Here is a 12,271-nt window from a genome sequence, read left to right as displayed (position 1 = left end):
ATATATACCTACATTTGCAAAAAAATATATTCAAATGAGGAAATTCGTATGGATTTTAGTATTAGGTGTAGTACTATTTGCTTGTAAATCAAAGCCAGATGGTTTTGAAATCTCAGCCACTTTAACCGGTGAATTGGAGGATGGCACCTTGGTTTTTCTTAAAAAAATTGGGGATAACAATCAGCCCGTAGATGTAGACACAACAACCGTTCAAGGTAATACATTTTTTTTCTCGGGGGCTGCCGATGTGCCGGAGCTTCACTACATCTTTATAGACAAAGGATTGGGGTACGGAACCGTAATCGTGGAAAAGGGTGAAATTAACGTTCAAGGACATAAGGATAGTCTCGGTCTTGCGAAGATAGAAGGCACTTTACAAAATGATATTTTTGGAGATTATTTGGAGCAATCCAGAGAAATTTCAGCAAGGGCAATGTCTATTAACAGCGATCTGCAAAATGCCAATGCGGCAAGAGACACCATAAGCATAAAATCTTTGCGCGATGAGTTTTTTGAATTGCAAGAGGAATATAAAAATTTTGAAATAGATTATATCAAAAAACACCCCAATGGATTGATTTCTGCGTTGCTCTTAGATCGGGCATTTGCGACTAAATCTTTACCTGAAAATGAAATTTCGGAACTTTTTGAAGCATTAACCCCCGAAATAAAAGCCACTAAAGTAGCTAAGAGCATACAAGAGCGTTTGGGTAAAACTAAAGACACCTCCATAGGTGCTGTCGCTCCGGAATTTTCGGCACCCACTCCGGAGGGTGCAGAATTGGCATTAAAAGAAGCTATGGGCAAAATTACAATTGTCGATTTTTGGGCGGCATGGTGCAAACCTTGTCGAATGGAAAATCCTAACGTAGTGCAAGTGTATAACAAATACCAAGATAAGGGATTGCGTATTCTCGGAGTTTCTTTAGATAAAAATGCAGCCGATTGGCACAAGGCCATTGCAGACGATGGTTTGGCATGGCAGCATGTTTCTAACTTGGCCTATTACGATGATGAAATAGCCAAACTTTATAATGTAAATGCCATACCGGCTACATTTATTTTGGATGAAAACGGGGTTATTATTGCCAAAGACCTTAGAGGTCCGGCCTTGGAAGAAAAAATAGCTGAATTGCTGCAATAATGCAATTTAAAGGGTCAAATCCTATATGGCTGGTAGCTTTGTAAGATTCATAAATAAATGATTTTAATAGAATAAGCCCGAATTCCAATTTTCGGGCTTTTTTGGTTCTAGTGAAAATCTATTGCGTCCTCAGCCCCGTTTAAACCGGAGGCTTTAAATGCCAATGTGTACGTTCTTAATGGATTTACAATACCATGTAGTATCCGATTTTAAAAGTTAGTTTCAAAATTGTTAAACCAGTTTGTCTGTCCTGAGGCTTATACATAACCCGTGGACTAATATGTACGCTATGCCATTTTCGAGACAAGTAAAAAGGCTATTGAAGCTTCCCTGTTTTTTCCAACACAAAAAGAAAAACGATCGGTATAGCCAAGAGAAATACCATCAACGTATCTGTTACTAAAAGCGAAGGTCTAAATAGCAGCGTACAAAGGTAACCCCCTATGGCACCCCCAAAATGAGCCGTATGGCCAATATTGCCCAGCCTACTTTTCATGCCGTAAATAGAATAGAGCAAATACCCAATCCCAACCACATAGGCGGGCACTGGAATAGGGATAAACATGAACCCCAGTTGCATCTCAGGGCGCAATAGTATAGCAGCATATAAGATACCTGTAACCGCACCACTGGCGCCCACGGCACTGTAATAGGGTTCAGTTTTATGAAAATATAGTGCCAATACGCTACCTGCTAAAAGGCTCACAAAATAGATGAAAAGGAATAGCGACTGACTAAAATCGGTAATGACCACATTTGCAAAAAAATAAAGCGTAAACATATTAAAGAATAAATGTGTTATATCTACATGAAGAAAACCGGAGGTGATCATCCGTTCTTTTTGTCCGGATTGTATTTGGGCAATCCCAAATTTATAACGGTCAAAAAACGACAGGTCGTTAAAACCTTTTAATGAAATAGCGATGTTAGCAGCAATGATGGCAATGGTAGCTATATGAAGTTGGTTCATTTTGTATTGCTAATTATGTAATGGTTCAAATATAGCTATATTTGCCTAACTTTTAAGACATGCAGCTACTTGTATTTGTATTGGCGTATCCGCTTTTGTGGCTCATTTCCGTGCTCCCGTATTCCTTGTTTTATTTTTTTTCTGATGTGATTTTTATCCTTGTATATCCAATTTTTGGGTATCGCAAAAAAGTAGTTTCGGAAAATCTTAGACTCGTGTTTCCCGAAAAATCGGAAGCAGAGCGAAAGCACATTGAGGTTACCTTTTACAAACACATGTGCGATATGTTTTTGGAAATGATTAAAACCATGAACCTTTCTAAATCGGAAGTAAAAAAACGCTACGAAGTTATCAACATTGAGGTACTTAGAGAACTGGAAAAATCTAAGAGTATCCTAATTCTTTGTGCCCATTATGCCAATTGGGAGTGGAATGTGAGCCTCAACAATTATGTGCAATCCAAAGGCTATGCAGTATATCAAAAAATAGAGAATGTATATTTTGACCGGCTCCTTAGAAAAATGCGGGCTAAATGGAATACCACGCCAATTACGCAAAGCGATACGGTAAAAGTCATCATGCGCAACGAGCAAATGGGAATCCGAGCCTCTTATGGAATGGTTAGCGACCAGTCGCCCCAAAAACATAAGGCGCAGTATTGGAGCGACTTTATGGGGATTAAAGTGCCTGTTTTTAACGGTGCCGAAACCATTGCGCGCAAATTAGATTTGGCGGTTGTTTTCTTAAAAGTGACAAAAGTAAAGCGAGGGTATTATCGGGCAGAGCTTATTCCAATTACTACAGCAGCTTCAGCAACCGAAAAAAACGAAATTACAGATCGATTTTTAAGAGAAACCGAAAAACAAATTCGTGAAAAACCCGAGTATTATTTTTGGACACACAAACGGTGGAAACACAAAGACAAGGTGCCGCTAAAGTTTGTTTAATCTAAAGAATTCCCCGAGGCAAGCCATAGCCATAGTCAGTATCAAGAAATTATTTATTTCTGATATTTCAGCTACCTTATAGTTAAAAAGGCATGAATGAACATTCACCGCTTGATAAGGTAGTTTTTAGCAAGAAACAAAACCACGGACAGCGATGTAAGTTTTTGAGCAACAATAGACTTACAAAACGTAAAGTACATTGGCCGTATTGAAATGAGAATCTTCAAGAAAAAATACCTTATCCTAGCAGGAATTTTATGCTATTTGCTGTTCAATTATTCGTGTTTTACGATGCGAAGTTCTAAAAAGGAAACTGCTGAATTTTTTGAAAATAAGAAGGTCTCCTTTGTAGATACAACACTTCAATGGGAAGGGCGGCGCATTCATTATATTGAAACAGGGACACCTACGGCACCTACTTTGGTTTTTATTCACGGTTCGCCCGGCAGCTGGGATGCCTATAAGACCTACCTTACAGATGCAGAATTGCTTGGCAACTTTAGAATGATTGCGCCCGATAGACCCGGATTCGGATTTAGTAATTTTCGAAAAAGCCTTAATTTGGAAGCACAGGCTCGGCTGCTCAACAAACTTATTTCGGAACTAACTAATGGACAAGCGATCACTTTAATTGGTCATTCCTATGGCGGTCCACTAATCGTGGCCATGGCATTAGAACGGCCAGATCTTTACCGTAATTTGGTGGTTTTAGCAGGTGCCCTAGACCCCACTGCGGAAAAACCGGAACGATGGCGGTATCCGTTTTACTATTTTCCACTAAAGTATATTGTGCCGGGATCTTTAAAACCCGCCAACGATGAATTGATCTATCTAAAAACCGATTTAAAACAACTGGAACCTAAATTGGAATTCCTTTCGCAGAACGTACTCCTTATGCACGGTACCCGCGACCGTTTGGTGCCCTATAGTAATGTAGCTTTTATGCAACGTAAATTTACGGGTGCAGCTACCCTAAAGACGATTAACCTACCCGATGAAGATCATTTTTTTCTTTGGGAAAGGGAGGCCGACGTGAAGCGAGCCTTACGCAATTGGTTATCTACAGTGCCGTAATTCACTTAGTTTTATATTAAAACACGGTGCTGCGTATTTTTTTAGTATTTTTCACAATCAAAATTAATACGCATGGAATTTTTGGAAACCATCTATACCGAAGTCATTGGTTTTTTGGGAATTCAACAGGCTTGGAATCTCTTGAAAGCCGGTAATTACGCCGCCTTTACCACCTACGAAGGTATAGTAGCCTTAGTTTACCCTATTATTCCCTTGCTCGTTTTACTGGAATTAGGGCTGGGAATTATTTATAAAAGACCACAGGCAAAAGTATATAAAGTCAATTTTTTGATCTACATTTTTAATCGTATTGTAGGGAGGTTTATAGCCATAGCACTGGTTGTGCTTATCATTGGGTGGCTTCAAAAATATGCCCTTTTTCAAACTACCTTAACCTGGTACTGGTTTATCTATGCGTACATTGTTTGGGAATTTGGACATTTTATATATCATTACTTGGGGCATAAAGTGCGTCTTTTTTGGTGTTTGCATAGCACCCACCATGCACCGGAAGATATGAATCTGTCGGTTACTTACGCCCATTTTTTTCTGGAAGCCCCTTATGCCGATAGTATTCGTACCACGGTGTGTATCTTGTTGGGGGTACAACCGGAATTGTTATTTATGATTATGCTGGTAGATGGTACTTGGGGCGCATTTATACACGTAGGTGAAAATCTTATGCGTGACGGGCGAATGGGATTTTTAGAAAAATGGATTCTTACACCCTCACATCACCGAGTGCATCATGCTCGGAATCCGCTGTATATGGACACCAATTTCTGCAATTTGCTCAATATTTGGGATCGGGTTTTCGGCACCTATCAATTGGAACAAAAAGACCTTCAAATTGAATATGGCATTACCCGAAAAATGGATTCCGGTAATTTTTTTGACGTATACTTTGGCGAATTCATTGCCTTGGCAAAAGATGTTTGGAAGGCTCCCGGAATAGTCAACAAATTAAAATATTTGGTATTCCCTCCGGGTTGGAGCCATACCGGAGCGCATCAAACTGCGAAAATGGTGAGAAGTGCGTATCTAAACTCCCAATAAACTAAGGTTTTTTCGTTTGCAGACTGCCATGGTTTAAGGGAAGCAATGTATCTTCCCTATTATATCCCGGCCACATTTTTGATGTCGCTTATGATACGATCGGCCAAGGCATCAGCCTCAGGTTGACTTTTTGCTTCGGTGTATATACGAATGATAGGTTCGGTGTTCGATTTTCTCAAATGTACCCATTGTGCTTCAAAATCGATCTTAACGCCATCAATAGTGTTTACCTTTTCTTTTTTATAACGTGCTGCCATCGCTTTTAAAATACCATCTACATCTAATTCAGGAGTCAACGCAATTTTTTTCTTACTCATAAAATAACTGGGGTAGCTATTTCGAAGCTCGGCTACCGTACCACCGCGTTCTGCCATCAACATTAAAAACAACGCAGTACCAACCAACGCATCTCTACCATAATGGCTTTGCGGATAAATAATGCCACCATTGCCTTCGCCCCCAATTATAGCATTATTCTCTTTCATTTTTGAAACTACATTTACCTCCCCAACCGCTGCTGCCTCATAGGTTCCGCCGTGTTTTTCGGTAATATCGTGTAAAGCTCTGGTAGAGGAAAGATTAGAGACCGTATTTCCTTGCGTTTTGCTCAACACATAGTCGGCACAAGCTACCAGCGTATATTCTTCTCCGAACATAGCACCTGTATTGCTAATAAATGCCAAACGATCTACATCAGGATCTACAACGATACCAAAATCGGCTTCCTCTTTTACAACCAAAGCGCAAATATCGCCCAGATGTTCCTTTAGAGGTTCGGGGTTATGAGGAAAATGCCCTGTAGGCTCGCAGTACAATTTTACTACTTCAACACCCAATTCTTGTAAAAGTTTGGGTATGGCAATGCCACCGGTAGAATTAACCCCATCAACCACAACTTTAAATTTAGCGGCCTTTATCACGTCAGCATCAACCAAGGGAAGGTTAAGCACCTCATCGATATGAATATCAATGTACGCATCGTTTTGAGTAATCGTTCCTAATGCATCTACCTCGACAAAGCTAAAATTCTCATTTTCTGCGATTTCAAGAATAAGTGCTCCTTGTTGTGCATCTAAAAATTCGCCTTTTTCATTCAGTAATTTTAACGCATTCCATTGTTTGGGATTGTGGCTGGCGGTGAGTATAATGCCCCCGTCTGCATGTTCCATAGGTACCGCTATTTCTACAGTAGGCGTGGTAGAAAGACCTAAATCTATGATATCTATTCCCAAACCCACCAAAGTAGAGACTACTAAATGTTGAAGCATTTCACCGGACAAACGCGCATCTCTACCAATAACCACGGTGAGTTTTTCCTTCTTTGCGTACGATTTTAGCCAAGTGCCATAAGCAGCTGCAAATTTTACGGCATCCAAGGGGGTTAAATTGTTTCCGGGCGTTCCGCCAATGGTACCTCGAATACCAGAAATAGATTTAATTAGTGTCATCAATCAAAAAGTTTCTACAAATATAATCGTATAGGTAAGAAATCTAGCGTGCTATTTCGTATTTTCCGTTTTTATGTGAAGGCATACACCCTATGAATTTTTTGGCTCATATTTATTTATCCTTTGATGACGATGAAATAACCATTGGAAATTTTATTGCTGACAGTATTAAGGGCAACAAATTTCAACATTTATCCAAAGGAATTCAAAAGGGAATTCTACTTCATCGTGCCATAGATACCTTTACCGACGCGCATCCAACGGTGCGCATAAGCACCAAACGTCTTCATGCGCATTACAGTCATTACAGTAGGGTTATTGTCGATATTTTTTACGATCATTTCTTAGCCGTAAATTGGCAGTTGTATTCCCAAACACCACTGCCTGTTTTTGTAGATCAATTTTACGACCTGCTGCAAGAAAATTTTGAAGTCCTGCCCGAGGGCACCCAACGTATGATGCCTTATATGATATCGGATAATTGGCTTTTAAATTATGCTAAGATGGAAGGGATTGCCAAGGTGTTGAATGGGATGAATAGACGCACACAGCACAGATCTAAAATGAATTTGGCGATTTCCGATCTGGAAACACATTATGAAGAATTTCAGAACGAGTTTTCCTCCTTTTTTGAAGAATTGATTATCTTTTCAAAAATTAAATTTACGTCCCTATGCGAAGATTAGTGCTCCTCCCCTGCTTTTTTTTATTGCTACATTGCGGAAAAAAAGAAGCCCATCCCACTGGTTTAGTTACCGAACGCGCCATGGTGGTATCTGCCCGTGAAGAAGCCTCACAAATCGGGGTGCAGATTTTACAAATGGGAGGCAATGCCTTTGACGCCATGGTAGCTACGGAGATGGCTTTGGCAGTTGCCTATCCCTTTGCCGGTAATTTGGGCGGTGGCGGATTTATGGTGTATCGAAAAGCCGATGGCAATGTGGGTAGCCTGGATTACCGAGAGAAAGCACCTTTGGCAGCGCATAAGGATATGTATCTTGATTCGTTAGGTACAATAGTTCCTAAAAAAAGTACCTTGGGTGCCACTGCCGTGGGCGTGCCGGGTACGGTAGCCGGGATTATTGAAGTACATCAAAAAATGGGCTCCTTACCTTTAAATGTAATTCTTCAACCGGTCATAGACCTCGCAGAAAAGGGAGTCGTAGTTACGGAAAAACAAGCTACCCGGCTAGCGAATGCGAAAGCCCTTTTTATAGAAGTAAATGGAGATAGTACGTTTTTTGCGCAAGATTTTAAGGCGGGAGATACTATAAAATATACCGCTTTAGCCGCTACACTGCAAAAGATTGCTTCTATGGGTAGAGACGGTTTTTATAAGGGGGAAACGGCGGAAAAATTGGCTCGTTTTATTCAAGAAAAGGGCGGGTATGTAACCGAAGAAGATTTAGCCTCCTACGAAGCCGTATGGCGACAACCAATACAGTTTAACTATAAGGATTTAAAAATCATTTCTATGAGTCCACCCAGTAGCGGCGGTGTTACCATGAACCAAATGTTTACAATGATGGCTTCGTATCCGTTGGCAACGTACGGACATAATTCTGCGAAAACAATTCAACTTTTTACCGAGGCGGCAAGGCGAGCCTATGCCGATCGTAATTATTTTTTGGGCGATCCAGATTTTGTGTCCATTCCTTTAGACGTGCTTCTAAGCACACAATATCTTACGCAGCGCATGGCCAATTTCTCTTTTGATAAAGCCACTAAATCCGAAGATGTAAGTCATGGGGAAATTGAAATTATAGAAAGTGATGAAACCACGCACTATTCCATAGTAGATCAAGAGGGTAATGCGGTTTCGGTAACGACTACTTTAAACGGTGCCTACGGTTCCAAACTATTTTCGGACGAACTCGGTTTTTTTCTAAACAATGAAATGGACGATTTTAGTGCGAAGTCCGGAGAGCCCAATATGTTTGGGCTTATTGGAGCCGAAGCCAACAGTATTGCGCCTGGAAAGCGCATGCTGAGTAGTATGACGCCGACTATTGTAGAAAAAGATGGAAAACTGTGGATGGTAGTAGGTACCCCCGGCGGATCTACAATAATAACCGCTGTAGCGCAGACCATTTTAAATGTGTACGAGTTTAACCTGAGCATGCAAGAGGCTGTAGATGCGCCCCGTTTTCATCATCAATGGTTACCCGATCAGATTGTGTTTGAGCCCGAAGGATTTTCTAAAGAACTTAAACAGCATCTTGCCCGTAAAGGGTACATCATCAATGAAGAACGCACCCCTATAATAGGAAAAGTAGATGCCATTCGCAGATTACCCGATGGGCGATTGGAAGCCGGTGCCGATACGCGGGGAGACGATACCGCTATAGGGTTTTAGGCCGTTTGTTTAGAATCTTTTTCGCTAAAACGTACTTAAAGGTTTTGGCTAATGTCTTTGCTTTTTTCAGATTTAAATAGCCGTACTACTTTAGAGCCCTTGAAGTGCTGCCCCGGCAATCAACCCAAAAAAAAGGCACCTATTCTTGTAAAAAAGAATTATATTAGAGGTAAAAGCTATCCGGATTGGGTTACAAGGCTTACTAGGTGGAGTCAAAAATAAATACAGTATGAGGTATAAACATTTTGCCTTAGGGCAGCTATTCAGCTTTATGGTTATGATAAGTTGTGCGCCGCAAGCTAAAAATCAAAAAACCGGAACGACAGACGAGGTAGTAGCCTTAAATCCTGTTATTATGGCCTACTATGTGCCAGAGTCACCCTATGAACCGGAAAAAATCCCGGTTGAAAAGTTGACCCATATCATCTATTCTTTCACCCATGTTATAGATGGGGAAATGAAATTTAGAAATCCTGAAGAAGCAGGGCCAAAGCTTGCGGCACTCGTGCAACAAAAGGAACGTAATCCTGCCCTAAAGGTGATGATAGCCTGTGGTGGATGGGGTGCCGATGGATTTTCGGATATGGCATTAAGCGAAGAAAGTCGAACAAAATTTATTAAAAGTGCTGCCGATTTTATAGAAAAATATGAGCTCGACGGGATGGACATGGATTGGGAGTATCCGGGCATTTCCGGTGCAGGTACCAAAGCACGTGAAGTAGATACAAAGAATTTTACTGCACTCATGAAAGGTTTGCGCGAGATGCTGGATACCTTTAATACCCCTAAATTATTAACCTTCGCTTCGGCCGGATGGAAGCGGTACTACGACCATATTGAGCTCAATGAGGTCATGAAGTATGCGGATTTTACCAATGTAATGACCTATGATCAAGTTTCCGGCGTTTCTATCTATACAGGACATCATACGCCATTAGGCGATGTAAAAAGCCAATCCATGCAAGGCACACCATTTCATGCGCATTTGGATAGTTTATATCAAAGGGGTCAAAATCGTGATGCAGACCCTCATTCCGCCGAAAAAATTGTGGATTTTTTGATCGATGAAGGCGTTGATCCAAAACAGATCGTTATCGGAAGTGCATTTTATGGTAGGGTGTGGAAAGGTGTTCCGCCGGCCAATAATGGTCTTTACCAGTTGAGTACAGGGTTGCATACAGGGTGGATGGCGTATCACGAAATTAGAAACTCATTTGAACCCAATACTGATTTTCAGCGCTTTTGGGATTCTGAAGCCAAAGCACCCTTTCTGTATCATGCGGCGGACAGCTTATTTGTATCGTACGACGACACGGTTTCTGTGGCATTAAAAACCAAATATACCATAGATAAAGGTCTCGGCGGAATCATGTTCTGGGAATTGGGTAATGATACCAAAGAAAAAGGGAGTTTGCTGGACGCAATTTATAAAGCCACTGCCAAATAAGTCTGTTAGCCCAAATCGCCACTATGGGCTCAAAAAGGTTTTAGAGCCCCAATACAATTGGGAGCTCACTAAACAAAAACCACCTCAAAAAATCATACAATATATTTTCATAACAGTGCTATAGCCCATGGCTTAACCCATGGGCTTTTTAAAAATTACAACGTGGCCAAACTGTAGTAAGAATACAATCTAAGGGCAATCCCCTGAGTTTCCATATGGATCCCACCTTTGGAGCGGTCCAAACTGCTATTGGTAATTTTGGGTGCCGTAAAATAATGAATTTGGGAATAAAAAATTTCTTGAACCTGACTATCCCCGAGGCAAGCCATAGGGGTATTTCGCCAATTTCATTTTGGCCTTTGGGCCAAAAACCGAAATTTTGTATTTCACCTCACCCTGTACTGCAAAAAGACAGTTCCGACCTCTCCAAAGGAGAGGTAAATAGGAAACCCCGACCCTTGGGTCGGGGAATCTTTAGATTGACGACCTTAAGGTGAAAATGAAACTGGTAAAACTTGCCCTGATCACTTCAATAAACGCAGTATGGCATTTAGCTTAGGGATTTGCCCCGGGGCTAGTCAGGTTCAAGAAATTCTTTGTTTTTCCTTTTGATAAAAAACCAAATAAACCACAACCTGAGAAATTGTGAGCCCAAAAGAGCGGCAAACAGATACGCTTGGCAATTGGAAATATTGTACAATCGCGTGCTAAAAAGTGTTAAAATCGATAAAGTGAGTGATTTTTCTGTTAAAATGTGTAATTTTATCGATGAATCGCATGGATGAAGTGATTTTTTTCCTACATTTGAATTGAAAATGAATCCAAATTTTAACTAAAATCGTTTATTATGAACACTAAAAAAATCGTTTTTGCCGTTATGGCCGTTGGTATGTTGGTAGCATCAACTTACATCCCTAGCAATGATACCGACGCACTTGGAGTTGACAGAACAAAAGTTATCAAAAAGGCTCCAATCGCAAAATAATTCACATATTTTGTCCAAAAAATTTTTAAGGCAATAATTTCATTGCCTTTTTTTCGTTGTATTAGAACAATATTGCTTCTAATTAAAACATGCGAAAGAAAAATACGTTTAATAAGTTAGCAAAAAAAAGGCTAATTATAGAGACTATGATATTTATTTCTATAGTTATCTCTCCTTTCGTATTTAATTTGCATGAATATTTGCCTACAGATCCAGAAGCCGAAATAAAAATATTTTGGTTTTCAATAGATAATCATGGCTTCGCAGATGTTTCGACTTATGCTTGGTTTATGCTAACTAAATTAGTTCCTCTTTATCTTATAACGCTTTGGTTTTTTACATGTAAAGAATGGTGGTATCATTCTATTCTAATTCCATTAATGATGTATGCGTTTCAGATATTTGAAGGTATATTTTCAAATGATCGTAATGTAGATACTGAGAATATTCTATGGTTGCTTCCAGTCTGCATGGTAGTAATTCCCTTTGTTTATTTTATCAGAATAAAGCTTTACGATAAACATGTTCACGGTATAGACCTAGAAGCCATTGATGCCGAACTAAAAGCCTATAAAGAAAAAGAAGAACTAAAAAACGGCAATACTCCTCGCAACGATCCACAAACAGACAATCAAACGGTAGCCCCATCCGAAAATACGTCTTCCGGCAAGTTAGATCAATTTATCGCTGAGTTTCAAGGAAAAGTGGAAAGATTGTTCGATATAAAACTGTAGCTACTTCCGCTTACAGCATGGCTTTCCTTCTAATATTCAATTTAAAGTTGCGCTAAAAGTTGTAAATTAGCCCCGACTACGTAGTAGTAGTATGTAGCATAAAACCGTTT

General features: G+C 40.1%; 11 protein-coding genes. 9 read left to right on the top strand and 2 right to left on the bottom strand.

Features of this window, described 5'->3' with window-relative positions:
* Positions 1-34: 34 nt before the first annotated feature.
* Positions 35-1,144, top strand: coding sequence for a TlpA disulfide reductase family protein (locus U1E44_RS04745; RefSeq protein WP_322929906.1), 1,110 nt, complete (start codon positions 35-37; stop codon positions 1,142-1,144).
* Positions 1,145-1,460: 316 nt separating this feature from the next.
* Here U1E44_RS04745 and U1E44_RS04740 read toward each other — a convergent pair whose 3' ends face one another.
* Entirely contained in the window at positions 1,461-2,114 is a 654-nt protein-coding gene (locus U1E44_RS04740) for a rhomboid family intramembrane serine protease (RefSeq protein WP_322929905.1), read from the bottom strand.
* A 59-nt stretch (positions 2,115-2,173) separates the two neighbouring features.
* On the opposite strand from U1E44_RS04740, the gene U1E44_RS04735 reads away from it, so the two are divergent.
* The 3 genes from U1E44_RS04735 to U1E44_RS04725 all read left to right on the top strand — a co-directional run bounded on the left by U1E44_RS04735 (position 2,174) and on the right by U1E44_RS04725 (position 5,191).
* Entirely contained in the window at positions 2,174-3,061 is an 888-nt protein-coding gene (locus tag U1E44_RS04735; protein WP_322929904.1) for a lysophospholipid acyltransferase family protein, read from the top strand.
* 291 nt (positions 3,062-3,352) lie between these two features.
* Positions 3,353-4,135 (top strand): alpha/beta fold hydrolase, encoded by a 783-nt coding sequence (locus U1E44_RS04730; protein ID WP_322929903.1) that lies wholly within the window; start codon positions 3,353-3,355, stop codon positions 4,133-4,135.
* Positions 4,136-4,207: 72 nt separating this feature from the next.
* Positions 4,208-5,191: a sterol desaturase family protein gene (locus U1E44_RS04725; protein ID WP_322929902.1), complete on the top strand. Its 984-nt coding sequence runs from the start codon at positions 4,208-4,210 to the stop codon at positions 5,189-5,191.
* Between the two features lie 59 nt (positions 5,192-5,250).
* Here the strand turns inward: U1E44_RS04725 and glmM are convergent, their stop codons facing one another.
* Positions 5,251-6,639 carry a phosphoglucosamine mutase gene (gene glmM, locus U1E44_RS04720; protein ID WP_322929901.1) on the bottom strand — a complete coding sequence of 463 codons (1,389 nt, stop codon included), beginning with the start codon at positions 6,637-6,639 and terminating at the stop codon, positions 5,251-5,253.
* 92 nt (positions 6,640-6,731) lie between these two features.
* Between glmM and U1E44_RS04715 the strand changes: the two genes are divergently transcribed.
* From U1E44_RS04715 to U1E44_RS04695, 5 genes are all read left to right on the top strand, one after another.
* The gene (locus U1E44_RS04715; protein ID WP_322929900.1) at positions 6,732-7,325 is read left to right on the top strand and encodes an acyl carrier protein phosphodiesterase; all 594 of its coding nucleotides are present in this window, start codon (positions 6,732-6,734) and stop codon (positions 7,323-7,325) included.
* Positions 7,313-8,995 (top strand): gamma-glutamyltransferase, encoded by a 1,683-nt coding sequence (gene ggt / locus U1E44_RS04710; RefSeq protein WP_322929899.1) that lies wholly within the window; start codon positions 7,313-7,315, stop codon positions 8,993-8,995. Before U1E44_RS04715 ends, ggt begins: the two co-directional genes overlap by 13 nt.
* 229 nt (positions 8,996-9,224) lie before the next feature.
* Entirely contained in the window at positions 9,225-10,442 is a 1,218-nt protein-coding gene (locus tag U1E44_RS04705) for a glycoside hydrolase family 18 protein (protein WP_322929898.1), read from the top strand.
* An 847-nt stretch (positions 10,443-11,289) separates the two neighbouring features.
* A complete protein-coding gene (locus tag U1E44_RS04700) occupies positions 11,290-11,427 on the top strand; it encodes a hypothetical protein (RefSeq protein WP_322929897.1) in 138 nt (45 codons plus the stop codon).
* Positions 11,428-11,516: 89 nt separating this feature from the next.
* Positions 11,517-12,161: a hypothetical protein gene (locus tag U1E44_RS04695; protein WP_322929896.1), complete on the top strand. Its 645-nt coding sequence runs from the start codon at positions 11,517-11,519 to the stop codon at positions 12,159-12,161.
* Positions 12,162-12,271 lie beyond the last annotated feature (110 nt).

The organism is Aurantibrevibacter litoralis (assembly GCF_034651555.1).
Taxonomy (GTDB): domain Bacteria; phylum Bacteroidota; class Bacteroidia; order Flavobacteriales; family Flavobacteriaceae; genus Aurantibrevibacter; species Aurantibrevibacter litoralis.
Note: the sequence above shows the minus strand (reverse complement) of the source record. Positions and strands in the feature narration are given on the sequence as shown.

Excerpts from the sequence above, each read along its gene's own strand:
- U1E44_RS04745 (WP_322929906.1), top strand. The coding sequence starts at position 35 with ATGAGGAAATTCGTATGGATTTTAGTATTAGGTGTAGTACTATTTGCT.
- U1E44_RS04740 (WP_322929905.1), bottom strand. The coding sequence starts at position 2,114 with ATGAACCAACTTCATATAGCTACCATTGCCATCATTGCTGCTAACATC.
- U1E44_RS04735 (WP_322929904.1), top strand. The coding sequence starts at position 2,174 with ATGCAGCTACTTGTATTTGTATTGGCGTATCCGCTTTTGTGGCTCATT.
- U1E44_RS04730 (WP_322929903.1), top strand. The coding sequence starts at position 3,353 with ATGCGAAGTTCTAAAAAGGAAACTGCTGAATTTTTTGAAAATAAGAAG.
- U1E44_RS04725 (WP_322929902.1), top strand. The coding sequence starts at position 4,208 with ATGGAATTTTTGGAAACCATCTATACCGAAGTCATTGGTTTTTTGGGA.
- glmM (WP_322929901.1), bottom strand. The coding sequence starts at position 6,639 with ATGACACTAATTAAATCTATTTCTGGTATTCGAGGTACCATTGGCGGA.
- U1E44_RS04715 (WP_322929900.1), top strand. The coding sequence starts at position 6,732 with ATGAATTTTTTGGCTCATATTTATTTATCCTTTGATGACGATGAAATA.
- ggt (WP_322929899.1), top strand. The coding sequence starts at position 7,313 with ATGCGAAGATTAGTGCTCCTCCCCTGCTTTTTTTTATTGCTACATTGC.
- U1E44_RS04705 (WP_322929898.1), top strand. The coding sequence starts at position 9,225 with ATGAGGTATAAACATTTTGCCTTAGGGCAGCTATTCAGCTTTATGGTT.
- U1E44_RS04700 (WP_322929897.1), top strand. The coding sequence starts at position 11,290 with ATGAACACTAAAAAAATCGTTTTTGCCGTTATGGCCGTTGGTATGTTG.
- U1E44_RS04695 (WP_322929896.1), top strand. The coding sequence starts at position 11,517 with ATGCGAAAGAAAAATACGTTTAATAAGTTAGCAAAAAAAAGGCTAATT.